At 56.0% G+C, this 23787-nt stretch carries 17 protein-coding genes; 11 read left to right on the forward strand and 6 right to left on the reverse strand.

Annotated features, from left to right (window positions below; genetic code table 11):
* The first annotated feature begins 73 nt into the window (after nt 1–73).
* The 5 genes from guaA (at nt 74) to ACMGGN_RS01985 (ending at nt 5301) form a co-directional block, all read left to right on the forward strand.
* Entirely contained in the window at nt 74–1651 is a 1578-nt protein-coding gene (guaA, locus tag ACMGGN_RS01965) for a glutamine-hydrolyzing GMP synthase (RefSeq protein WP_012316007.1), read from the forward strand.
* 306 nt (nt 1652–1957) lie between these two features.
* Nucleotides 1958–3166, forward strand: a complete 1209-nt coding sequence (locus tag ACMGGN_RS01970) for a tyrosine-type recombinase/integrase (protein WP_414156819.1) — start codon at nt 1958–1960, stop codon at nt 3164–3166.
* Between the two features lie 283 nt (nt 3167–3449).
* A complete protein-coding gene (locus ACMGGN_RS01975) occupies nt 3450–3680 on the forward strand; it encodes a helix-turn-helix transcriptional regulator (RefSeq protein ID WP_414156415.1) in 231 nt (76 codons plus the stop codon).
* A 3-nt stretch (nt 3681–3683) separates the two neighbouring features.
* Nucleotides 3684–4562 carry a helicase RepA family protein gene (locus ACMGGN_RS01980; protein ID WP_414156416.1) on the forward strand — a complete coding sequence of 293 codons (879 nt, stop codon included), beginning with the start codon at nt 3684–3686 and terminating at the stop codon, nt 4560–4562.
* A gap of 151 nt (nt 4563–4713) precedes the next feature.
* Entirely contained in the window at nt 4714–5301 is a 588-nt protein-coding gene (locus ACMGGN_RS01985; RefSeq protein WP_414156417.1) for an ABC transporter ATPase, read from the forward strand.
* A gap of 551 nt (nt 5302–5852) precedes the next feature.
* On the opposite strand, the gene ACMGGN_RS01990 is transcribed toward ACMGGN_RS01985, so the two are convergent.
* The 5 genes from ACMGGN_RS01990 to ACMGGN_RS02010 form a co-directional block, all read right to left on the reverse strand.
* Entirely contained in the window at nt 5853–6173 is a 321-nt protein-coding gene (locus tag ACMGGN_RS01990) for a hypothetical protein (RefSeq protein WP_414156418.1), read from the reverse strand.
* On the reverse strand, nt 6170–7771 hold the full coding sequence (trbL, locus tag ACMGGN_RS01995; RefSeq protein ID WP_414156419.1) for a P-type conjugative transfer protein TrbL: 1602 nt from the start codon (nt 7769–7771) through the stop codon (nt 6170–6172). The genes ACMGGN_RS01990 and trbL overlap by 4 nt, the downstream gene beginning before the upstream one ends.
* Nucleotides 7772–7958: 187 nt before the next feature.
* A complete protein-coding gene (gene trbJ, locus ACMGGN_RS02000; RefSeq protein ID WP_414156420.1) occupies nt 7959–8756 on the reverse strand; it encodes a P-type conjugative transfer protein TrbJ in 798 nt (265 codons plus the stop codon).
* A 265-nt stretch (nt 8757–9021) separates the two neighbouring features.
* Complete coding sequence (locus ACMGGN_RS02005) at nt 9022–9246, reverse strand: hypothetical protein (RefSeq protein WP_414156421.1); 225 nt, start codon at nt 9244–9246, stop codon at nt 9022–9024.
* Between the two features lie 2 nt (nt 9247–9248).
* Nucleotides 9249–9458, reverse strand: a complete 210-nt coding sequence (locus tag ACMGGN_RS02010) for a TraC family protein (protein WP_133326217.1) — start codon at nt 9456–9458, stop codon at nt 9249–9251.
* A gap of 479 nt (nt 9459–9937) precedes the next feature.
* On the opposite strand from ACMGGN_RS02010, the gene ACMGGN_RS02015 reads away from it, so the two are divergent.
* The 6 genes from ACMGGN_RS02015 (at nt 9938) to ACMGGN_RS02040 (ending at nt 20448) form a co-directional block, all read left to right on the forward strand.
* The gene (locus ACMGGN_RS02015; RefSeq protein ID WP_414156422.1) at nt 9938–10309 is read left to right on the forward strand and encodes a plasmid mobilization protein; all 372 of its coding nucleotides are present in this window, start codon (nt 9938–9940) and stop codon (nt 10307–10309) included.
* A gap of 192 nt (nt 10310–10501) precedes the next feature.
* A complete protein-coding gene (locus tag ACMGGN_RS02020; RefSeq protein WP_414156423.1) occupies nt 10502–10657 on the forward strand; it encodes a hypothetical protein in 156 nt (51 codons plus the stop codon).
* Nucleotides 10658–10979: 322 nt separating this feature from the next.
* Complete coding sequence (locus ACMGGN_RS02025; protein WP_414156424.1) at nt 10980–12785, forward strand: DEAD/DEAH box helicase; 1806 nt, start codon at nt 10980–10982, stop codon at nt 12783–12785.
* A gap of 570 nt (nt 12786–13355) precedes the next feature.
* Nucleotides 13356–14903 carry a hypothetical protein gene (locus ACMGGN_RS02030; RefSeq protein ID WP_414156425.1) on the forward strand — a complete coding sequence of 516 codons (1548 nt, stop codon included), beginning with the start codon at nt 13356–13358 and terminating at the stop codon, nt 14901–14903.
* Between the two features lie 1001 nt (nt 14904–15904).
* The gene (locus ACMGGN_RS02035) at nt 15905–16819 is read left to right on the forward strand and encodes a hypothetical protein (RefSeq protein ID WP_414156426.1); all 915 of its coding nucleotides are present in this window, start codon (nt 15905–15907) and stop codon (nt 16817–16819) included.
* On the forward strand, nt 16819–20448 hold the full coding sequence (locus tag ACMGGN_RS02040) for a DEAD/DEAH box helicase (RefSeq protein WP_414156427.1): 3630 nt from the start codon (nt 16819–16821) through the stop codon (nt 20446–20448). The genes ACMGGN_RS02035 and ACMGGN_RS02040 overlap by 1 nt, the downstream gene beginning before the upstream one ends.
* Nucleotides 20449–20650: 202 nt before the next feature.
* Here ACMGGN_RS02040 and ACMGGN_RS02045 read toward each other — a convergent pair whose 3' ends face one another.
* Nucleotides 20651–23599 (reverse strand): dermonecrotic toxin domain-containing protein, encoded by a 2949-nt coding sequence (locus ACMGGN_RS02045; protein WP_414156428.1) that lies wholly within the window; start codon nt 23597–23599, stop codon nt 20651–20653.
* Nucleotides 23600–23787: the final 188 nt, after the last annotated feature.

The following is a 23787-nucleotide window of genomic DNA, read 5'->3' on the forward strand; positions in this document are numbered from 1 at the left end:
GCAGCTACCGCGTTTTCCCCGATCAACTTGCAGCTCGCAGCTAGACGCTTGCAGCTGCACCAGAGATTGAGTCATGGCCCTCGACATTCACGCTCACCGCATCCTGATCCTCGATTTCGGTTCCCAGTACACCCAGCTGATCGCCCGCCGCGTGCGCGAAATCGGCGTGTACTGCGAACTGCACCCGTTCGACATGGACGATGAAGCGATCCGCGAATTCAACCCGCGCGGCATCATCCTCGCCGGCGGCCCCGAGTCGGTCCACGAAGCCAACAGCCCGCGTGCACCGCAGGCCGTGTTCGACCTGAATGTACCGTTGCTGGGCATCTGCTACGGCATGCAGACCATGGCCGAGCAGCTGGGCGGCAAGGTCGAAGGTTCGGACCTGCGCGAGTTCGGTTATGCCCGCGTTGACGTGGTCGGCAAGAGCCGTCTGCTCGACGGCATCGAAGACCACGTTGATGGCGACGGCGTATTGGGCCTGGACGTGTGGATGAGCCACGGCGACAAGGTCACCCAGATGCCGGGCAACTTCAACATCCTGGCCAGCACCCCGAGCTGCCCGATCGCCGGCATGTTCGACGACGCGCGCGGCTACTACGGCGTGCAGTTCCACCCGGAAGTGACCCACACCAAGCAAGGCGGTCGCATCCTGTCCCGCTTCGTGCAGGACATCTGTGGCTGTGAAGCCCTGTGGACGCCTTCGAACATCGTCGAAGACGCCATAGCCCAGGTGCGTCAGCAAGTCGGCTCGGCCAACGTCCTGCTGGGCCTGTCTGGCGGTGTCGACTCCTCCGTGGTAGCCGCGCTGCTGCACCGCGCCATCGGCGACCAGCTGACCTGCGTCTTTGTCGACAACGGCCTGCTGCGCCTGCACGAAGGCGACCAGGTGATGGCCATGTTCAAGGAGAACATGGGCGTCAAAGTGATCCGCGCCGATGCCGAGAAGCAGTTCCTCGACAACCTGGAAGGCGAAGCCGACCCGGAGAAGAAGCGCAAGATCATCGGCCGCACTTTCATCGACGTGTTCGATGCCGAAGCCAGCAAACTGGACAACATCCAGTTCCTCGCCCAGGGCACCATCTACCCGGACGTGATCGAGTCGGCCGGCGCCAAGAGCGGCAAGGCCCACGTGATCAAGTCGCACCACAACGTGGGTGGCCTGCCGGAGGAAATGAACCTCAAGCTGGTCGAGCCGCTGCGTGAACTGTTCAAGGACGAAGTGCGCAAGATCGGCCTGGAGCTGGGCCTGCCGTACGACATGGTCTACCGCCACCCGTTCCCGGGCCCAGGCCTGGGTGTGCGTATCCTCGGTGAAGTGAAGAAGGAGTACGCCGACATCCTGCGTCGCGCCGACCACATCTTCATCGAAGAGCTGCGCAAGGCCGACTGGTACCACAAGACCAGCCAGGCCTTCGTGGTGTTCCAGCCGGTGAAATCGGTTGGCGTCGTGGGCGACGGCCGTCGCTACGCCTGGGTCGTGGCCCTGCGTGCTGTCGAGACCGTGGACTTCATGACCGCGCGCTGGGCGCACCTGCCTTACGACCTGCTGGAAACCGTCAGCGGCCGTATCATCAACGAAATCGACGGTATCTCGCGCGTGACTTACGACGTGTCGAGCAAGCCGCCGGCCACTATCGAGTGGGAATGATCCCGCGTCCGGCACTGCCCGGCACGATCTAGCAAAAAATGCCCTGAAGCCCGCGTAATTGCGGGCTTTTGGCTTTTTGGGTCTGGCAAATTCGGGTAGCGTTCTGCATCGCCAAGCACGGTGTTTGTGTGGCAGGGTACGGGGTATTGACTGCATCTAATGCCATGCATGACGCTCAATACCATGTCCTTTGCCTCAGTGTTGGCATGGTACCGAGTTGGCCTAGAGGCCCGGTTTTACTGGGGATAGACCCCATTTTCCGCGCTTTTCAGAGCATGGTATTTTTTCATGGAAATAGTGGAAGCCATGCTCACCGATACCAAGCTTCGAAATCTCAAGCCCCAGGACAAGCTCTACAAGGTGATTGACCGTGACGGCTTATACGTGGCCGTCACCCCAGCCGGCTCAATCTCCTTTCGCTACAACTACTCCATCAACGGCCGGCAAGAGACCATCACCTTCGGTCGTTATGGCTTAGGGGGGATCACTCTGGCAGAGGCTCGCGAGCGGCTAGGGGAGGCGAAGAAGATGGTCGCCGCTGGCAAGTCTCCAGCTAAGGAAAAAGCGCGTGCGAAGGCGCGCACGAAGGGTGCTGAGACGTTTGACGCTTGGGCTGAAAAATGGCTGCGCGGTTACCAGATGGCGGACTCGACGCGAGACATGCGTCGATCAGTCTACGAGCGTGAGTTGAAGCCGAAATTTGGCAATCAGAAGCTGGTCGAAATCACCCATGAGGATCTGCGTGCGCTGACGGATGCCATAGTGGAGCGGGGTGCCCCTGCAACCGCCGTCCACTCACGGGAGATCGTGCTGCAAGTCTTCCGTTGGGCCATTGAGCGTGGCCAGAAGGTTGAAAACCCGGCCGATCTGGTACGGCCTGCCAGCATCGCGAAATTCGAGCCACGCGACCGTGCGTTGACGCCCGATGAAATTGCGCTGATGTACCAGTACATGGATAGAATCGGTACAGCGACCTCGGTTCGCGCAGCGGCCAAACTCCTCCTGCTGACGATGGTGCGCAAGAGCGAACTGACCAACGCGACGTGGAGTGAGATCAATTTCAGCGAGGCGCTGTGGACGATCCCCAAAGAGCGGATGAAGCGTCGTAACCCTCATTTGGTGTTTCTGTCCCAGCAGGCATTGGATTTCTTCATCGCGTTGAAAACCTTGGCAGGAGGTTCGGACTACGTTTTGCCGTCACGCTACGACTCTGATTTGCCAATGAGTGCGGCCACGATCAACCAGGTACTGACGCTGACCTATCGTCTTGCTGAAAAGGAGGGCGTGCCTCTAGGTAAATTCGGTCCCCACGATCTACGCCGCACGGCCAGCACGCTGTTGCATGAGGCGGGATACAACTCCGATTGGATCGAGAAATGTCTGGCGCACGAGCAGAAAGGCGTGCGAGCCGTGTACAACAAAGCCGAGTACCGGGATCAGCGGCGCGCGATGCTCCAAGACTGGGCGGATATGATCGACGAGTGGACCACCAAAAGGCCCAGACCCAAAGGGTGATTCGAGGCTTATCAGCTGACGCTACATCGCGATACTCCCACTTCGGTGGGATTTTTTTTGTCCGAAAACACATGAGTTTCGGGAAAAACAAAATGAGGAAACCTAGCGTAAATCTACTTCAACAAAATCAGTTATTTATGTCGTCCGGGCTGTCCGTAAAACGATAGGTTAATGGACGCTAACTTATTGAAAATGCTAAAAAAATACCCTTATTTTTGCTGGAAAATACCGGAATCGTGGGGCAATACTTGGGCCTCGGACGATGACGGAAGGGGTATTCCTTGTGGAAAAAGAATCGCAAAAAACGAACAAGGTCTTGATCAGCAAGAAGCAGCTCCTGGCAATGATCCCGCTATGTGAGCGCACGATTTACAACTTCGAGAAGCAGGGGAAATTCCCTCAGCGCATCGCGGTGAGTAGTCGCAAGGTTGTTTGGGATTTGGCCGAGGTGGAGGCGTGGATTGATACATGCAAGCTTTCCGGCTCGGCCCCTCGCCCCGGAATGGGGATCTGAGCTGTGGCGATTGATTTGCGGGCTGCATTCGAGAACGAACCGCCCACTCTAGACTTTATTTGGCCGGGCTTCCTCGCTGGAACGGTAGGCGCATTGGTGGCGCCGGGAGCTACAGGAAAGAGCTTTTGGGCGCTGGAGGCCGCAATGGCCATCGCGTGCAGCGTTGCCGGTGGCGATCTAGTCGGGCTAGGTCCCGCATGCGCTGGCCGCGTGGTGTATTTTGCTGGAGAAGACCCAGAAGTCGCACTGGTCCGCCGAATCCATGCCATCGGCCAGCACCTGAATCAGCAGGCACGTGAAGCCATCGCGGAGAACCTGATCGTCCAGCCCATCATGGGCAAACGGATGAACGTGATGGATGACCAGCATCTTACCCGCGTTATCGAATTCTGCGCAGGTGCCCGCTTGATCGTACTGGATACTCTAAGCCGGATTCACGATAGGGACGAGAACAGCAACGGCGATATGGCACGACTTGTCGCCACGCTGGAGTGCGCGGCGACGAGCACAGGGGCATCCGTCCTTTACTTGCATCACGTCAGCAAGGGTAGTGCCCGTGAGGGGCAGACTGACCAGCAGCAGGCAGCCCGGGGCGCCTCCGCTCTAGTCGACAACGCACGTTGGTGCGGCTTCGTCGCCAAGATGACTGAGGAACAGGCGAAGACACTCAGCGACCGTGCCTATGATCGACAGCCGATCGGCAATGACCGAAGGGGCTTGTTTGTACGCTTCGGCGTTAGCAAACAGAACTACGACGCCACCCCGGTCGATCAATGGTACAAGCGCCATGACGGCGGCGTCCTTGTGCCAGTGGAACTGTTGGAGACGAAGAAGGGAGGAGCTCTGCACATCGTCAATGGAGACGACGATGAGCGGTGGTAATGCTGTGACTCCCACCAGTACGTGCGCGCAGGCGCGGGTAATGCTTTATCAACCTAGTCAGCGCCCCCGATTTCGGGATAGTGACTGGGCCGATACGTCATTTGGTCGCTGCCGTGTGATAGGCAGGCTAGGCCAGAGACACGCCGATATAGTGGAAGCGATACTGTATTGCGCGGAACGGCGACGCGATGTTTCTGATGGCGGCGTGGAGCTTCTGGTAGACCCCGCTCGGGTGAGAAAAACACTGTCCGACAGTCGCTACAGCTTCACACAGATCGAAAAGCTGTTGGCCGAACTGCGAGCTGCGACGATCACAATCGAAACCCCACAATTCGATTTTCCAATAATCGGCGGATTGATTGATCACGTTATCCCTTCGCCAATGACGCGGCTTGATCCGCTGACAAGGGGAGAGCGAAATCTGTGGCGGGTGCGGCTTGGCGTAGCACTGGTGATGCTACTTGAGCATGATTTGAGTTTGTACTACGACCCGGCCCCCGTTGCCCGCCTCCAGCATGGCATCAGCCAAGCGGTTGCGCGGCACGTTTTGAGCCACAAGTTCGAGCCGCCAGGTGGTTGGTATCTTGACACCGTCATCGTGGCTGTCGCCGGTGCGGTGCAGAGTAAGGCGATGCGCGATGCGCGGTACAGGTTGAGGGAAGACGCCGCCGAATTGAAAGCGTTAGGCCTGATTCTGGACGGCGTGAGGGTAAAGAAAAAAGGTACTGGTGAAGCTTGAAGCGTCGCATACCCGCCCGATAGCGTTGTACATCCGCCCGATAGCGTCGCACACCCGCCCGAAACGTCGCACACGCGCTCGGAGTTGGCAGGATATTCAGGATATTCAGTTCTGCGCGGCGCAGCCCGCGCTTAGGCGCGGTCCGGCCTTGTCAGTCGGCCTACGGCCGTTGGGCACCAAAAGAAAGAGCTGTCCGGGCGTACACTCACCGCTTCGAGCCTGGTATGTAGCCCCCTCTGCAAAATCTGAATAGACATCAAAACGAGGAGAGGTGGCCGTCGGCCGTTCCATTGCGCTCGTCAAGGGGACTGGTGATGTCAGGGTCGAGTGTCGCTGAAGACGCAGCTCAGAGCCTGTAAGGTGGGCGTATCAGACTGTTCAAAGTCCGTGCGTATTACTAATGACAAAGCCCTAAGCTTTGGATGGCCTTTATCCGTGTAGATGGTGGAGGTGCTCCTGCGATCCTCCTAGAGCTCGCTATGAGACAGGAGAGGCTGGATTGGAAATGAACCCCACACAGAGGCGGGGTTGTCTAGGAGGCTGGTCAGCAATCAGCGATTGTTGGGCTTCTCTCGCTTCTGTGCTTCCTGCGCAGCCTGAATGGCAATCAACACTTGATGGTTCAGAGCAGCGCTACTCTTACTTCCCAGGAGAGGTAGACGATTCAAGATCTGCGTGCCCGCAAACATGCGATAAGAGGCAGACAAGGCAAGCGGTCTGACTCGGAGCTGTATGGCCGTGAATTGGCGATTCAGCTTATCCAGCTGCGGCCCATAACCTTTGCTACGCAGATATCGGCCGAGCGCCCATAGACCGACGGCCGAGGTCGAGGTGAGTACTATGAATCCTGCGAACATCAGAATTTCATTCATGGTTTTTTCTCCGGTTGGTCGTTGCTCGTGGCCATGCTCGAAACGTCGAGGCGACCCAGGTTCGAGCTGGTGTCCTCATCTGGTCGGATGACGTTGGATTCCGCGCCTACCGTTTCCGCGGGCGGTTCTGTGCTTGTGGTCGATCTGGCTTCGCTCAATGCTGTTGGAATACCAGCACCAAGAGACGCTGAGTGCGCATTCTCCATGCCGGGCACTGACAGCGAGGCGATCACGCCGAGTGCTTTTGCCCCACCATTGGCCGCTTGGGACAGTGCGCTGCCGGAACTGACAGCACCACCTTTTGGTGTCGCTTTTTGATCATTGTTTCCGTCGCTCTGCGCGGCCTTCCCCGCCTGCTTAGCGGCCTGCTGGACGCCGTTGCTGGGCGTAGCCGATGGGGTAGCTGATGGGGTAGCTGTACCACCGCCAGTCTTCGCACCTGTGGAGCTTGCCCCCTTGGTTGCTGCGCCGCCGCCAGTGCTGGCCCCCACGCCGGAGGACGTTGCGCCACCTACAGACGAAGCGGCACCACCGGCGGAGCTTGCACCGGCAAAGCTGGAGTTGATAGCTCCTGCCAGACCGCCGCTGCTGATGCCACCGGCACCCGCTGCACCGGCAGCACCACTGCTGCCAGCAGCGCCGTGAGCACCGGCAGCGGCAGGAGCGGCCGCCCCGGCGGTGGCGATGGTCGCAATTGCCGCCGCTGCACCGGCAGCACCAGCCGCCGCCATACCACCGATGGCTGATCCACCACCCATCGAGGTGCCACTTATCATGCCGCCGATGAGGTCAGGAATGGTCTTTGTCAAATAGCAGCACACCAAGGCCAGACCAACCATCGTCATCAATGAGGCTTCGTCATTGGTGTAGGCGGCCAACCACTGCTTGGCCGACTGAACGATCAGGCCGACGATCAGCGTTAAGACGAACAGCTTGGCTCCGATTGCGACGGTGAAACGCATTGGGGCGATTGCAAAATCACGCGTCCATTGTGACCCGCCAAAGCCAAAGAACAGCACCGAAGCATTGATGATGACGTAAGACTCTACGAGCGTTACGAACATGAATGCAGCGATGAAGGCGAAACATGCCAATACAAGGATTGCGCATACTGCGATCAGAAGTCCTTTGGCCGGAGAAAACACTGATATGCCCTTCACCATGGTGCGGCCAAAATCCAGCGCAACTGCCAGCATATCGCCGGGTTCTAGCGCACGCCCGAGGCCGCTAGCGGATGCCGCTGCATCGCGGAAACTATCGACAATGGCAGATGACCACTCCACCGAATACTTCATAACGGCAAGGAAGAAACCGACCACCAGGACGAAGCGCAGCAGCTCTCCGACAATCTCGCCGAAGTCGGCTTGCTTCATGACCAGAGGCATGAACGTCCAGATGAACTGAATCGAGGCCAACAGCCAGAATAATCTGATCGCGTAGTCATACAGCTTTCCTGACCACTGGTGCGACTGCTGTAAAACGAGGTCGAGTAGGCCTTGGACCGAAGTGTCGGCATGGGAAAGGTCGGTCGCGGCCATAGCATCTCTGCTCACGAATACACTCGCCAAGACGAGGAAAAACAGTAGGCGACGATCCATAGCTAGTACCCCTTAACGCCGCCGCGAGTGTTCGGGCGCGCTTCAAACGAGGCATCAGCGTCGCGTTGTTGCTGCTCCGCCGCCGATGTACATTCGCTGTTGTGTTGAAGCGCCACGGTGACCGTAGAACCGATTAGTGCAGAGCCGGAGCAGAGCAACGCGATTAGCCATTTCGAAATAGTCATTCTCAGTACCCCTTCACGCCGCCGCGTGTGTTTTTGCGCGCTTCAAACTGCTGTTCGGTAGCCTCGCTGGCTGCTGTACGGTCACCCAGCTGAGCCAGATAGTTGCCCTGCATGTTGATTTGCGTAGCCACCAGATCGCGCAGCTTTTGCAACTGCTGTACGTTCTGTGAGGCTATTTCGTTGCCCGCCTGAAGTGCTTGCATCCGGCCCACAGCCGACTGTGAACGGGTCATCATGCGGTCAAGCTGCTCGCCCTCAGACTCAAAGGTGCTGGTATTGAGGTTCGCCGCTTCCAGCGCAGCTTTCACGTTATCGCGGCCTTGCTCTGACCACGTCTGATAGCGATCTTGTGCCGGTGACTCAGCCGAGTTGGCAGCTTGATTCAGGTACGAATTAAAGCCGGGGAAAGCCGTGTTGAACTGCGAATCCATGTTTTGGATTTGACGGCCCAACGCCTGCGAGCGGTCGTAGATGTTCATCACGTTTTTAAGATCAGCTGCGATACTGCCGAACATCGAATCAGGCAAGCCCGTGCCCTGCGTGATCATGCTTTGATACTGCTGCACCTGGGTTTGCAGTTGCTCTGCGGTGTTCAGAGCCGTGTTTACCGCCTCAGCGTACTCAAACATTTGCTGATAAAACGTGGAGCAATTTGTGCAGTAGATGGCGTAAGCCGTGGCAGGTGCAACGTATAAGGTCCCGCCAACTAAGCTGGTTCCGGCCATCGCAATGCTCAAAGCCGCATGACGCCCGGCTTTGCGTACACGGGACGACGCTTTTATGAGTAATTCCCTTCCCATGCCGAATACCTCATTTCTAACCTTGGTGGCTCGATTATTTACCGATATTGGCCTGTTTAAAATATGCGGATAACTATGCTATCCGCATAAAGTTCTCGTGGTCTGTCCGTAAACTGTCCGGTATCTGGGCGAGAAATAATAACTATCGGGCTGATTTATAAGGCGTTAGTTGTGAGGAGGGGAGGGGTTGGGTTTGTCCGGTTTTATACATTTTACGGACACAAAAAAGTCCACCGGAGTGGACTTTTTAACGAGAGCGGCAGAGTCAATGTGTTGAATAATACGGATTCTGTGCTCGGTAGGACGCACGCTCCGCCTTAGGTATGCGCAGCGCGTCGAGATGCCAGTCTTCGAGGGATAGAGCCAGCTCAGCCGCGATGCGCTGGGCTTCGGTAACATTTTCCGTAGCCCGGTTACTGGCTCGACCGAGGCAGGCTTGCAATTCATCGAGTCGACTGGCAAATGCGCTGATGCGGTGAGCTGTCTTCATGGTCAATTCCCCTTGCTGATCTTTTCCACGATTCGGTCGAATTCTTCTCGGACTTGATCGTCCGTAAGCTTCAGATTAACCAATCCTGACTTTATTGCAATTCTGCCGATTCTTTCAGCGGCCTCATTGTCGAGTTTCGCCAGTCGTGCTTTTGCGGTTTCCAGTTCGGAAATGGCGTCAGAACGGCGCTCAGCGAGAGTTTTGCGTGCCATTGATTACTCCGATATATCTGATGATTTTCTTCGGTAAAGGGGCGTTGGCATATGAATGCTCTCATTCGCGATACGTAATTTTCAAGGTGCAAGCTTTTCAATAGTAGCCGTGCTCGCCACCAATCAGTCTGTTTTGGTGTCCAACGCTAGACAATTCAATTGGCCTCGTTCGGTGTGACGGTTTTATGCGATTCTGCGCGACTCTATGCGATTGAAACCATTTAGTAATGCGACGCTATGCGAATGTATGCGAACTTACGCGAATCTACGCGATTAGATGAAATGCAAATGGCATCTCTGCTCCAGTTGCATAGAATCGCATAGGAGTAGACGGCAAGATGTGTGTTGTACGGGTACGGACTAGCCCGAACCCTTCCAACACCGCCCCTTATTCGCCTGCGGCTCAACGGTATCTTGCTCTGCGAGGCCCCAGCCGCTGCCGCGTCTAAAAGCTGAAAAGCAACAACAGGAGCACAAGTATGACAGAGGGCACCAAAGGGAAGGCCCAATCTCGAAGGCGTGGAAAGCCGATAGAGGTGTGGGTGACTGACGAGGAAAAGGCGACCATCACGGAGTGTGCCGAAGAAGCGGGTATGTCTCGTTCGGGCTACCTGCGGGCGCTCGGGCTGAACACGCCAATACGGTCGGTCGTTGACTTCGGCGCAGTGTCCGACTTGGTGAAGGTGAATGGTGACCTTGGAAGGGTTGCTGGCCTGTTGAAACTTTGGCTTGCTGATAAGCATGGAGAAGGCGCAAGCGCCATTGATGTGGAAAGCGTAATGATGGAATTTCGGAGGTTACAGGTGGCCATCGGAATGAAGATGGGAGCGATTTTTAAATCTCATAGGTAAACTCCCTGCTCTGAACAGTTTTTGGATTGTGCAATCCACAAAAACCGATGGCCGGTTGGTTGTCCCTCTGACTGACTTGAGCTTGATGCCGTCGCTCAATTCTTCGGCGTATGCTAACGGTGGGATTGAGAACGAGTGTCTCTTGCCGAGAGGGGGGAGGATCGAATGAGGGATCGACCGCACAGTGAGGCAATGTCCGAGCAGCTTCGTGCTGATCCTGCATATGCGGCTGAATTACTTGCCGATGTGTTACGCGAAGGCAACCCAGCAGAGCTGGCTATTTTGTTACAACAGCTGACCCTCGCGTTTGGAACGCAGAACCAGACCTCGCATGCCCGATCCCGGTGAGTAATCGCACGCAGTTTCCTTAGGTGGTCTTTGCAAGCTGTCGGATTGCTCCCGACTGCTTGATCGCTACATGCTGACGGCATAGAGAACCCAACACCTACCCCGCCCGACCGCGACCGAGACTGCGAAGGTATGGGTGGCACGCCCTAGATACTCCGTGTTACAGAACGCGATGGCAGCTGCCATAAATTTGAGGCCGCTGGCGCGGTAGAGCTATTGTTCGAAGTTGTGATCCCGGATTTCGCCTGAACGGTTGAATAAGACTGCAATCGTCAGCGAATTCCGTTGTGACAAAGCCCTCAACCCTTACGGAAGGACCCATATGACAAACCCATTCCAGGACCGCGAGCCACATATCGAGAACAACGAACGTATCCGTACGCCCCAGAAAGGTGTGTTCCTTGCGCTGAACGAGGTTTTCGCGGCGGGTGGCGAAGAGCGTGAGTTCGCAGTAATACTGCCGGTCGGATGTGGCAAGTCCGGGAGCATCACGATATCTCCTTTTGCCTTCCGCTCGCGGCGGACGCTGGTGGTCGCCCCAGGCGTGGCCATTGCTCAGCAGTTGGCCAGTGATTTCGACCCGTCCAATCCCAACATGTTCTACCAGAAGTGCGCGGTGCTCGTCGGCGCGCCCTATCCTGAGCCTGTCGAAATCCGAGGGACGACGACCAACCGGGCTGATTTGGACGAGGCGCACATCGTCATTACTAATATTCAGCAGCTCCAAGGAGGCGACTCAAACCGCTGGCTGCGCCAACTGCCGGCCGACTACTTCGACCTGATTCTCGTCGATGAGGGTCACCACGGTGTAGCTGACAGTTGGCAGGCTCTCAAGGCGCAGTTTCCCGAAGCGCAGATCGTCAACTTCAGCGCGACGCCGATGCGTGCCGATGGCCAGCTCATGGAGGGGCGCGTCATCTATACATACCCTATTTTCGAAGCTATCCGCGAAGGCTATGTCAAACGCCTTAAGGCCGTGCAGCTGAACCCTCGTACGCTCCGGTACGTGCGCCGTGAAGACGGTCAGGAGATCGAGGTAGGGCTTGACGAGGTGCGCAGGCTGGGTGAGGAGGACGCCGATTTCCGCCGCAGCATCGTAACTTCTACCGAAACGCTGAACACTATTGTGGATGCTTCAATCCGAGAGCTGCGCCGGCTGCGCGAGGAGACTGGCGAGTCCCGACTGAAGATTATCGCCTCGGCCCTAAACTACGAACACTGCCGGCAAGTCGTCGAAGCCTACGTCGCACGTGGTCTGCGCGCTAGTTACGTGCATTCGCGAGAGAACGCGCCGGCGAACCAGAGTGTGATGCAGCGGCTGGAAAGCCACCAGCTCGATGTGATCGTCCAGGTGCGCAAGCTCGGCGAAGGGTTCGACCATCCGTACCTGTCCGTGGCCGCCGTGTTCAGCATCTTTAGCAACCTGTCCCCGTTCGTTCAGTTCGTCGGACGTATCATGCGCGTAATACGGCAGAACGCTCCCGGCGACGTCCTCAACCAGGGCGTCGTCGTTTTCCATGCTGGTGCAAACATCGCCAGACGCTGGGCTGACTTCCAGGAGTTTAGCGAGGCCGACCGGGACTATTTCGACCAGTTGCTGCCGGTGGAGGAGGTCGATCCAGATCATGCCCCCGTCGAGCGACAGGTGGAGCCGGTGCCGCATGATTTGGACGGCGTGGAGGTGCGCAGTCAGTCCGATGTACACCTCGAGGAAATTCCACTTCTGCTGGACGATGAGGCCTTGGCGGCTCTTCGCGTGCTGCAGGAGCGCGGATATACCGCGAACGACGTTGCGGCTGCTTACCAGACCCTGCAGCCACTGCCGACAACTCGTGTACGCGAGCGGCAGGCGATGCGTGACGGACTTCCGATTCGAGTTCGAACGGCAGCTGGACGGATTCTTGGAGAGCGGGACATCAACCCGAATGGTCGCGAGCTCGATACGCGACATCTCGGTAGGACTAACTTGATCGTTATGATTGCTGCAATCAACAGTCAGGTAAATACCTTTGTCGGTATGGGAACGGGACAACGGCACGAGTTCTCGCGCGAGATGCACGACCGGATTGACCAAGGGTTCGACGGCATCCTCGCGGCAGCCGTAAGGGAGGTGTTTGGTGGCAATTAAGTCGCTCGTTACCCATGTCGAAATAGATACCGCTGGCAAGGCCCATAACTGTCAGGCCAGTGCCAAGCACCGTATCGAGAAGGGCGATGTGCGCCTGAAGGTCAGAAACGGCCGGAGTTGGGATCACTATTGCTTGGACTGTGCGAAAAAAATTATTGGGCGGGACATAGAGAAGCTTAAGGCGATCGAAGACATGAGACCACCGGCTTAGCTGTATCGAAAAGAACAGCCCAGAACATGGCAATCCAGTTGGCCTGCCAGGCCGAGCATCGTTAGAGCCGTCGCGCTGATTCTAAGTGGCATACCTAGATTGCTGCGGTGTGAGGAGTCCACTCACACCGCGGCAAGGCGGCTGAACTGGCCGGGCTGGAAGCAGTTTGCGACCAGCAGGCCGAAGCGAAGCAGGGCGGCACGCTCGGGGACGATACGTTGACGAAAACCTTTGCCATGGCTGCGTGGGACAGGATGAATGCCATAGCAACGAGCAAAATAAGTGTACTGAGCCGTTTTTCATCATCGAAGAAATGGCCTTCTTAGTGGCTTAAGGAGGATCAATTTTAAGGAAATACTATGCAAGAAAGTAAGGACTACATTTTGCTTTACCTAGAGAATGAATCTTCGAAACTTCGTGCGGAGTTGCTTAAAGAGAATTATGATCTACGCCTGCAGCTTGAGAAGATAAAGTCGGAAACTTTAGAGGTTCTTTCTGATGTGAATGGCAAGATCTCCAATGCAGAGGACAAAATCACTGAGAAGGCTATCGATAAGACGCTTGGAATAATAAGTCAAGTAAAAAACTGGCTTGCCATTGCCGCTCTAGTAATCTCCGCAATTTTTGGGCTGGGAGTAATTCTTGGTTATAATAATCTGTCTAATACTTTAATAGCATTATTTAACGATAAGGTTAATCGATGGATGCGATTTGAAGACGAGCAAAGCGGTGGCAGGCAAGCCTTGGATGAACTCCGAACCGAGGCGATAATTAACGCTTATATGATTCGCCTAGCGAGAAATTATGCCTCGGTAAGTGAGTCATTGTTCCCGCTGAACGGTCCTGAGGAAAAGCGATTGCTCAGTGTGTTACTGGCTCCTGAAAGTAAATACTCTAATTTCTCAGACGCTCTGACAATCATTATAAAAAATCGTGGGCCTTTCCGCCCTGCGCTCTCAGAAGATGATGTGGGTCGAAAAATAGCATCCCTTCTGACTATGCCTGCAATATCGTCTGATAAAAAGTGGCTAGTGCTCGAAAAGCTGAAAGGGGATGGCGCGCTATTGCCATATTCGAGAAGTATATTGAATGACGATGATCAAAATATCTTCACGCGTATGGTTGCGTGGGAGAATGTGAAGTTCTTCGATAAAGAAATGGCATTGGATTTTGCGGTGAAAAATGTAGGCACGATTAAACCTGACTTGAAAAGTGATCTGCTTCTATTTTTAGCGAAAGAGTCGGCGCAGTACGATTTGGCATTAGGGTATGTGCGTGATCTGATTTCTCAGAAACCTGAATATTGGGAGTCTGGTGTATTGAAAGTTGTATCTGGGCTCGGTGAAACACTTCCGCCAACACTAAATCCTAATGCCGAGAAACTTTCTGATTTTTTTGTCGAGGTTGTCAGTCTTGGAGGGAGGGTCGGCATTTCAGATGAAAGATTCGGACCTAAGCGGATAGCGCTTCAGCTTGATGGTGCATCCTCGGTCCTTGTAAAGCCTGGACGTTTATTGAAAAGTTCTGATTTGGTGAAGGCGGTTGTTACTAAGAATGATTCAGTTGACTGGGTTAAAAAAAGTACAGATTTTTTTCAGGTTTCCGATCAAGGTGTTTTATTGTCTACACTGACTGTTGCATTTGGAGGTAAATCTGGTATCGAAATGCAGAATGGCTCCAGACTATCTAGTGATAATGTAATTGACTCCGTCTGGTTGCGGGTTCAGAATTTCCCCGGTGGCAATGCATTGGTTGCCACTTGGCGTGACAAAAATACCGGGGTTGTTCACCAAGATCCCGTTAGGGAATTTAATGATATTAAAGATATGAATTTCCGACTTTCTTTTGATGAAAAGCTTTTAGAGTCGCTATCTTACGAGTATCATTCGCCAACTGATCGTCTTTAGTTAAGGTCCTTAATGGGTCCATGCGTCGGCGATTGATGGAGTGGCGTAAAGGGTGCGTATTATATTTGGCAAAGTAGAGTGCGCGCCTCGAAAGTGTTGGTGGTTAATCGGAAATTTTATGTAGACTCGTCGTGTTTCAGCGTGTGCAGTCCTGGCTTTTGGCGTTTCATGACTTGTATTCACAATCAACTGAATCCCCATCGGTGATACGTCTGAGTTGTGCCTATGAGGCAGCACATCCATCACGCACGAGCTTCTGGGGAAGACCTTGGATTTGCAGCGCGACGCGCATGGGCAGTTCACCCAAACCCTCGCGCGGGCTTATCACTGGGCGTGCGAGACGAAAAGCAGGCGGCCATAAGCCGAGACCTGGGATGACAGGTGCGCGGGCTCACTCCGCAAACAGGAAGGCAGGCCGCAGATGTGTTGCGATGCTATGCGGTATCCCAAACCAAGCTGCTAGGTTGCTCGAACTTCTCCTCGGACAGCGTGCCCTTTTCTCCACCCTCTCTACACTAGGGTCTTGGAATCTGCCATGATGCTTCGCCTTTGACGTGGCTCAGGTGGCCTAGGGTTGGCGGTTGTTTGCTTAAAGAGCTGGCAATTGCTGGGTGCTAGCGGGCCTTTAGGTATCGAAGATACAATTTCAGCGAGAGCCTACACCCATGCCATCTCGCTTCCCGGTAAAGCGGAGCATCGACGGTCGGGGGCTACTGTCAGCGTCTCGCCCTTCGCTCACTAATGCGTTGCGGTGGAATGGGACAGTTCTGCGGTTCGGCCGTCCACGCCCTGTGACTATGACTCAATGCGGGGGAGCAAAAAATGAGGTTTGGCCTGACATAGGCCTGTAAGGTTTTAAGGAGTTTAGTGTCAAGATAGCTTGCAAATATCGGGAATATGGTAATTATCCCGTCATCCAGGAAACAATCAGCAGGGATTTTTGAAAGGATGTCGTACGTGAAAATAGACGGTAACTTATCTCGCGATAAAGTGCTCGCAAAATGATTCGCTTCCGTCGCGTAACACTGCAGCCACTTAATGCCTGGCTTGTTGCCCAGCCTTCTACCTGCGCACATGGCAATTATCAATTGCGTGTGTGGCGAGAGGTCCATGCCAACTTCGGGGGGCTGCGCGATGAATTGATCGCTTATGCTCAAGAAGCCCTCGACGATGCTCGGACTCGCATACGCAAGGGGTTTGAGGACAACCTCTCCCCTTTTTCAGATCCGGTCGACGACCCTGCTGCACACTATCCGGCCATGCTCAATCGCATCACGTTGCAGGGCTATCTCGGCGAAACGCTCGCTGGACTCGCGGTCGAACATTTTGGAGCCTTCGGAGAGACAGACTGGCAGGTACCAGCCTTTCTGTTCCGCTTCCACGACCAAGAGTTCCAGCATCTCGATCTTATTAACGAACGCATTCTTATGGGCGAGCCGCACGATCCCGATGCCGAGTCCGAAAAGCGGCCGGGTCGGACTGGTGATGACGCTTTGGCCTTCCGGCTCGACGGCGAGGGCAAGATCACGCACATTCTCGCGCTGGAGGCGAAGTGCTTGGTTGCCAGTAATACTGCGATCATTGCCGATGCCCACGGCAAGCTGTCCGCTGGACCGCGTCGCCCCAGCGGCATTCGCGAATTAATCACTTTACTCTCGGACTATGAGACCACCGAAGCTCAGGCCTGGGTCGCGAGGTTAATCGACCTTTATCGGGATGGCTTCAGAACTGCTAAACGGAGCGACGGACTTGCCTATACTGTTGGAAACTCCCCGGTAAAACCAAAGACACGGTTGAGCTGGCTGCAGGCTGATGCACCACACGCGTCCTATACTGCCGACCGCCCGCTCGATGCCATGGAGTTCCAGATCTCGGAACTCAGGACTCTAGTCGACAAACTTTATCGGGGGGCTTAATGCCAAGCGACGCCGTACTCAATATTGCAGGACGGGTCAGGGCGGATCTGGCCGGCTTAGCACTATCGCCGCTGCAAGCGAAACTCTACAGCCAGCGTGTCCGTCGAGACATGGGTGCAGGTGGCCTGCAATCGTTCACATCAGCAGAACTAGCCTCACGGATTGATGAAGCCTGCTTGTTGCTGGATACAGCCTGGCTTGAGCGATCAGCCGATGATGACCGTCCCTGGACGGCTGCTGTGAAGCGCGCTGCCGAAGTTCTCGAATGGGTTTCGCACGCGGCCTTGAAGCCTGAAAACGCTCCGATCCACCTGCTGTCGGCGGCTGCGTATCAGGTGGCCGGCTATCCCGCTATGGCGCTCGGCCATCTGCGTGTTATGCCTGCGGGTGAGACTTTTTCCACCATTCTGCGCGAGTTCTTACGCGGGGATTTTGATGCCGCATTGACTGCCGTGCAGAGGTTCTGGAGGGAGCAGCATGAACTTGGCAAAAGCCGTCCTCAGCAAGCCAAAGCTATCGATAAGGGTGAAGAGGACGATGACGTCCAACTTGTCGATCTCGAGGTCTCGACCGTCCGCCACGTCATCATGTGCATTGGTACCATCTGCTCCTATCTCCGCACCGGCGAGGCCGCATTGGTCGACCGTGCTTTGGCTAAGCTTGATGCATTGGCGCAAAGCTATCTGCACAGCCGCGATCCCTATTCCTATCTGCTGGCGCGGCTCTGCGCGGGTGCAGCTCACCGCTTTATAGATTCAAGCCTCTGGCCGCATGTTGAACGGCTCGCTGACGAGGTAAATCTGCGTACCCGAGTCGCGCTGATACAATTTGCTCGCGCGGCCTTCGTCAACCGCCGCGCCTTGGTATGGCCTGCGCAACGGGCTGGAATTGAACGGCTAGCGGACAACAATAGCTTCGTTCTCTGCACGCCAACTGGATCCGGCAAGACAACAATCGCCACACTTGGCGCCGTTCAAGGCTTGTTCGTAACGCGTCCAGACCCGCTTCTGCCAGAAAATCTGGTGCTTTATCTCGTGCCCTCGCGGGCACTAGCTGCTGAGGTCGAAACTCGATTCACCGAAGACCTGCGCGATATCGCGGCGGAGCCCGTAGTTGTCACCGGGCTTTATGGGGGCGCTGATTGGGGACCCACAGACGCCTGGGTCCAGGTCAATCAACCGACCGTCGTCATCTGTACCTTCGAAAAAGCTGATGCTCTGTTGCGCTATCTTGGAACGTTGTTTCTTGATCGCGTTCGCCTCGTTGTCATTGATGAAGCGCATATGGTCGAGCAGGACCCGAATCGGTCGGACGCGGTCACCGATGGCACGTCTCGCGCTCTCAGACTTGAGCAGCTCAGCGCTCGTTTGTTGCGCGCCCAGGAGAATAAGGGCTTTCGGATCATCGCGCTCTCGGCAGTCGCCGCCAAGGCCGCACCGGCAATTGCATCCTGGCTGTCGAGCGACGAAGATGACGGGCCAATTAGCTCGTCCTATCGCAGCACCAGGCAGATGCTCGGTCGACTTGAGGTTACGCGGAGCGGACGGTTCGACATTCGCTACGACTTGATGGACGGACGCACTCTCGAGTTCGATGATGAGCGTACCGATGATCGCCCCTATATCCCTAACCCCTTTCCATCGGTCCCTGGCGGTGTTGACAGCGCGCTAGGCGTCGAGAAATCTTTGCGGGGGCCTACGCTCTGGGCTGCGCTCCACCTTGCTGCCGAGCGATCAGACGGCACTCGGCCGACTGTGATGATATCGCTAGCGCAGAACGTGAGTTCTTTTGCTGAGAGTTGCGCCGATTTGCTCGAAGGCTGGATCGCGGCCGGAGTCGCACTTCCCAATTACTGGACTGTCGCCGAGGAAGACCCGCACTGGCATCACTGCTTAGCCGCAGCCGAGGATTATTTTACGACAGCATCGTTCGAGTATCGCCTGCTGGTCCACGGAGTCGCGGTTCATCACGGCCAGATGCCAAGTCTATTAGCACGGCGACTAAAGGTGGCGATCGATCGCGGAAATGTCCGCGTGGTGATCGCAACATCCACCCTTTCTGAAGGGGTAAATATCCCGATAAATACGCTGCTGATCCCAGGTGTACATCGATCTCAAGCGGTGTTCACGGCTAATGAATTCTCGAACCTCATCGGCCGTGCTGGACGGCCGGGCGTCGCGACCGAAGGCAATGCGCTCGTCGTGCTGCCTGAGCGTGTACATCGCGGCCGCGACCGCGGATATGTCTGGAACCGCACTTGGGAGGGTTATGAAAAACTCGTCGGTGAGTTGAAGGAAGCGACCGAACTAGCTGCCGCGGGTGGACTGTCCGTCGACGAAAGCACCGCAAATAGCGCGCTCGCCATGCTGTTGGAGCGGCTCCGCGATGCGTGGGGAAGTTTGTGTGGCAGCGACGATGAAAATGAATTTGCCAAATGGCTTGAGCAAACCGCGGTTGTCGAGAGGGACGGTGATGAAGATGACAGTGAGAAACTGCTAGATACGCTCGATGGGTTGCTAATAACAGCGGTGCAGGAGATCGAACAGGCGTGCGACGCGGATATGAGTGCAGTCGAGCTCGAAACCGAATTGTCGGCACTATGGCGGCGGACCTACGCTTATGTCGCCGCGCACGAGGAAGATCGCCTGGCGAAGACTTGGCTCCAGCGAGGGCGGGCGATCACCAGCCTCTATCCCGACCCCAATCGGCGTCGCCAGCTCTATAAGACTAGCCTGCCGCCACGCTCGGGCTCGATCCTCCTCGACCGCATGGACGAGATCCGTACAATTTTGTTGGACGGCATTGATTATGCCGATCGGTCAGGAGAGCAACAGTTCCAGTTCATTTGCGGGGTCATTGCCCTGCTGAGTGAAGTGCCTGCGTTCCGCATCTCGACCAAACTTGGACGGATGCGCAAGCCCTTCGAAGATTGGGAAAAATTGCTCCGCTGGTGGCTGTTCAAACCTACTCTCAAAAAACAGCCCAAGCCGAAAGAGCTCGGGCCTTGGTTCGCCTTCGTCTCCGACAATTTTATCTATCGCGGCAATTGGGGGTTGGGCAGCCTAATTGGTGTGCTAATGGATCAGGGCGACGCCGCTGGCCCGGTCGATGCGCTCTCAATGGATGACTGGCCCCGCAGCGGTCTGCCGTGGATCGGTTTTTGGCTCAAGGAACTGGTGAATTGGGGCACGCTCGACCCAGTTGCCGCTTTTCTTCTGGCTCGCGGCAATGCCCGCGACCGTACTCAGGCGGAGGCAGAGGCCCAATTTTACTACGCGCAGCTCGCTTCGGACACCGCGCCAAATGAGAAGCTCGATCCTCGTCGTATCAGGGATTGGGTCGAGACACGCCAGCCGCCTGTTGCGACGCAAATGGCAACGCATAAGATCGTGCTTGACGTGCTGCTGGAGCGGCCGGCAGGTGATTATCTTGGGCGGCAGTTGAGTGTCCTGCCGCTGGCAACAGCGAATCAACTCAGTTGGATCGATCCCGCTGGCTATGCCGTCGCATACTGCGACCTTCCGCCTGATTGGAATGATAAATACTCGCGCTACCGCTTCGAGCTGTCTGTAGACCTGCGTCAAGTAACCGGTGAGCCTTATCTGCAGCATAGGCGTGAAGCGCTATGAAGGTTGAAGTGACGATCCATTGACCGCCCCGACGGATTTTTTGGCATGGCACTAATCATGGTATTGGTTAGTCTGTATGAATTAAAGATCCTATTTAACAGGGTTTAAATTGGCAGTTGATAATAGAGTGGGAATGAGTTGAGCCACGAGGGCGCCGCAAGGCGCCCTTGTTGTTTGCGGTTCGCAAAGTGGTTGATGGTCTTCAATGGGCTACATGACGCATGCCCCGCATCCTGAGGAAGATGTCCAGATCGGAAAGATGCTCTAGTCGTCGCTCATGAATGGTCGGCCAGTCTGGTCGCTCGATGTAATAGAAGCGTCCATCGCGTTTGACGGGGGTACGGCGCAGGCTAAGGTCGCGGCTGCGATTGATCAGGTACGTGTCGCTGTCGATATGTTCAAAGGTGTAGTCACCCGGCCTGATCAGCAATGTTTCAAAATCGGTCGCCGCTGTGGTGAATGGCTCAATCGAGGCGCGCAGCCGTATGTCGCTTTTCAGGTGCCAGACTTTGCCCCCCTTTTCTGGCGCGTCTACACCAGGGTCGACCGCATAGCTGTCGACGCCTCCGACCGGAGTATCCTCGACGCGCAACCCTACCACGCCTTCGGTTTCTGCCAGGCCTGTAACGCCATGGAAGTTATTGGCATGGGTGTTACCGACCAATGCGACCCATTTGCCTGGCCCGCGGGCAGCCTGGTCAGCTTCGATGATCAGGTGAGCATAGAAATTCATCATCTCCTGGCGTGCCACGGGGGATGGTGGCGTTGCCCACGCCTGGCGGTAGCTTGCCATGCAGTCGATGGACTGGATACGCAAGCCGTTTTTCTGCGCCTCCAGCAATACCCGGCGGAAGGTGTATCGGCCTGCCAGGTCGGTCTGGTGTCCAAAGTCCTGTGCGGTGATATAGCGGTCCAGCGCTGTGGGCAGTTGGCCGCTGCGGTTGAAGGCGTCCAGGTCGGCCTGCTGGAAGTCGGTCGTGAAATGTTCCATGTACAACGTCTTGACCTTCAGCTTGCGTAGCACAGCCATGTTGTCGATCAAGAAGCGCTTGCTACCCAGGCTGCTATGCGCCTCGCCTACCACCAGGCCCTGGCTGTTCTCATAGATGTTTTGCAGGATCTTTTTTGGCGTTGTTCCGGGGATTATGTCTGGTAATCGAGGGCGCGCAGGCGCTTGCACAGTAGCCATGAAGTCGCGGGCATCCGTAGCCAGTTGCTCGCGAAGCGTGAGAAAGCGAGCGACGGCCGCTAGCCTGTCAGGGTCATGAATATTGATTCGCACCCCTGTTAGCTCTTCGTCTGCCACGTCTTTGAGTGAGGCGCGCAAGTCGGCAGGCACTTCGTAAGGTGTGGCGGCTAGCGCAGGCTGGCTTGTCCCGGTGGCGCGGCGCCCCCAGATTTTAAGCCTCGGGAGCATGCCACCCTTGAGCCCGCCCCGGTCGACGGGATACCAATGGCCCTCGTCATCCAGCCGGATGGGCTGGCTTTTGTAGAAAGAGAAGGGGGTCTCGGGAGGCACAATGGCCCAGGTTTTCAGCTCGGGCGCAAAGCGCACCTGATAGGGTAGCTCGTCGATCAGTACATAGAACTGCCCATCCTGCGTATAGATACCTTGGAGTGCTCCTGTGCCGGGCTCGCCGCTCAGTAGAACGTTGGTTTCGAATGGGCTAAGCAACGGCCAGCCTTCTGCGGGCTGGAACGGCGCAGGGACCCAGGCTTTCACCGCATCCGTCACGCTGGCATCCTCCTCCTCGCCCTGGACCACTTCGCCGGCCGTGGCTGGATCTTCTGCCGAACCTAGGTTTTTCCCTGTGCCTGCTTCAGTGACCTCGGCCAGTTCTGCAATGGGTTGCCCCGGCGCACTCAGGAGAAACGTGGCGTTGAACAGGGTTTCGATGGCCGAAAGAATTGCGCCTGTTACGCCTGCCTTGCGTTCGCAGGTTGTATGGCCACTGATCGCTTGATCGATATTGAGGCCAGTTTCTGCCATGCCGGCACCCACCAGGGCCAACGCAACGGGCCAGTCCACCGCAGCCATGGGGCCGAAGACTCTCAGCGACGCCCTCAGGTAGCCGATCCACAGTTGTTTGCGCAAATCGTCATTCGAGCGCAGGGAAACGTGCGCATCATCGAGCATTCGCTGATGGGCTTTGTCGCGCAGCCAGCTAAAAACATCGCCATCGATTCGCTGATCGAGCGTGTTAAGGCCGGAGTAATCATCTTTTCCCCAGCCTTGATACAGCAGGTCGACAAGGTGGTTGAGCCCGATGCTGGTATTGCCCTCGTCACGATCTTGGAGGGAGAAGTGCGCCATGAAGCGGGCCCGGTTTTCGGCCTGATTGCAGTGGTTGAGCACCCACCAGAACAGCGCCTGATCATTGTCGAACACCTGCAATGCATCGACATCGCCGGGCAAGTAGACAAGTTGCCTGCCATCTTGCATTTGTACGCGCAGGATATCCGTAGCCACATGTCCGCCGATATCGAATGTGCATGCACGAATACCCTTGCCCGTTGCAGACTGATGTTGCAGTGCTTCTATCGAAGGCGGCCAGGAGATGTCTCCCACCAAGGCTTGGGTGACTTCCCGGCAACACTTTGCAAGCCCTGACGTGGGGTCCTGTGCACAGGCTTCTAGCACTTTGCTCAGGAAGTTGGCCTTGGCCAATGTACGAAAGTTCTCGGAATGCGTTGACCAGAATGACTTCAACCGGCTTTTGAAGTGACTGGCGAAATCGATGCTCCAGAAGTACTCCAGGACATTCCTCGCGTCGAGTCGCACTTCGTTGAGCTCGTCGTAGGCATCTTTGCCAGGGCCATCGCTGTAGAAACCGACGAGGTAGCCGAGCAAGTCGGCATTGTCCTGATCATTGGCATCGAAGCGGTGCATGACCAGCTGGGGCAATGTCAGGGACTCGTACGGTGGGTCCAGATGTTGCCATCCGTTGAAGGTTCTGGGGCTGCTGACGGCGGTGTGAAACCGGTGCAGATAGACGCTGTCGGGGTCATGTGCCTGCAAGCCATGCCGGTCAAGGATCTGCTGCGCGACCTCTCGCGCCATCTGGCGCATGTCCGGGCACGTTTCACTCACTTGCCTGGCCAGCTTGGTCAGCGAATCAAGGGTATCTGGTTGCGTTTTGCCAAGTAACATAAGGGCTCTCAAGGGTCGAGGGTGAGGGCCGGAAAGTGGCAGAAACGGTGCCGTGGTGGCGGTATATAGTGCCTGCCAGGTGTGCTCAGGGCAGCGCTATGCAACACTTCACTTAATCTTTCCCATTTGCAGGTGTATCGTATTCGCCCTTCATCGCCAGCCGTGCTGGCAGCTTGATTGTGCTTAAA

This window comes from Pseudomonas sp. BNK-30 (genome assembly GCF_047456185.1).
GTDB lineage: Bacteria > Pseudomonadota > Gammaproteobacteria > Pseudomonadales > Pseudomonadaceae > Aquipseudomonas > Aquipseudomonas putida_E.

Coding starts and splice junctions, on each gene's coding strand:
- guaA (WP_012316007.1), top strand. CDS start 74: ATGGCCCTCGACATTCACGCTCACCGCATCCTGATCCTCGATTTCGGT.
- ACMGGN_RS01970 (WP_414156819.1), top strand. CDS start 1,958: ATGCTCACCGATACCAAGCTTCGAAATCTCAAGCCCCAGGACAAGCTC.
- ACMGGN_RS01990 (WP_414156418.1), bottom strand. CDS start 6,173: ATGAATGAAATTCTGATGTTCGCAGGATTCATAGTACTCACCTCGACC.
- trbL (WP_414156419.1), bottom strand. CDS start 7,771: ATGGATCGTCGCCTACTGTTTTTCCTCGTCTTGGCGAGTGTATTCGTG.
- trbJ (WP_414156420.1), bottom strand. CDS start 8,756: ATGGGAAGGGAATTACTCATAAAAGCGTCGTCCCGTGTACGCAAAGCC.
- ACMGGN_RS02005 (WP_414156421.1), bottom strand. CDS start 9,246: ATGAAGACAGCTCACCGCATCAGCGCATTTGCCAGTCGACTCGATGAA.
- ACMGGN_RS02010 (WP_133326217.1), bottom strand. CDS start 9,458: ATGGCACGCAAAACTCTCGCTGAGCGCCGTTCTGACGCCATTTCCGAA.
- ACMGGN_RS02015 (WP_414156422.1), top strand. CDS start 9,938: ATGACAGAGGGCACCAAAGGGAAGGCCCAATCTCGAAGGCGTGGAAAG.
- ACMGGN_RS02020 (WP_414156423.1), top strand. CDS start 10,502: ATGTCCGAGCAGCTTCGTGCTGATCCTGCATATGCGGCTGAATTACTT.
- ACMGGN_RS02025 (WP_414156424.1), top strand. CDS start 10,980: ATGACAAACCCATTCCAGGACCGCGAGCCACATATCGAGAACAACGAA.
- ACMGGN_RS02030 (WP_414156425.1), top strand. CDS start 13,356: ATGCAAGAAAGTAAGGACTACATTTTGCTTTACCTAGAGAATGAATCT.
- ACMGGN_RS02035 (WP_414156426.1), top strand. CDS start 15,905: ATGATTCGCTTCCGTCGCGTAACACTGCAGCCACTTAATGCCTGGCTT.
- ACMGGN_RS02040 (WP_414156427.1), top strand. CDS start 16,819: ATGCCAAGCGACGCCGTACTCAATATTGCAGGACGGGTCAGGGCGGAT.
- ACMGGN_RS02045 (WP_414156428.1), bottom strand. CDS start 23,599: ATGTTACTTGGCAAAACGCAACCAGATACCCTTGATTCGCTGACCAAG.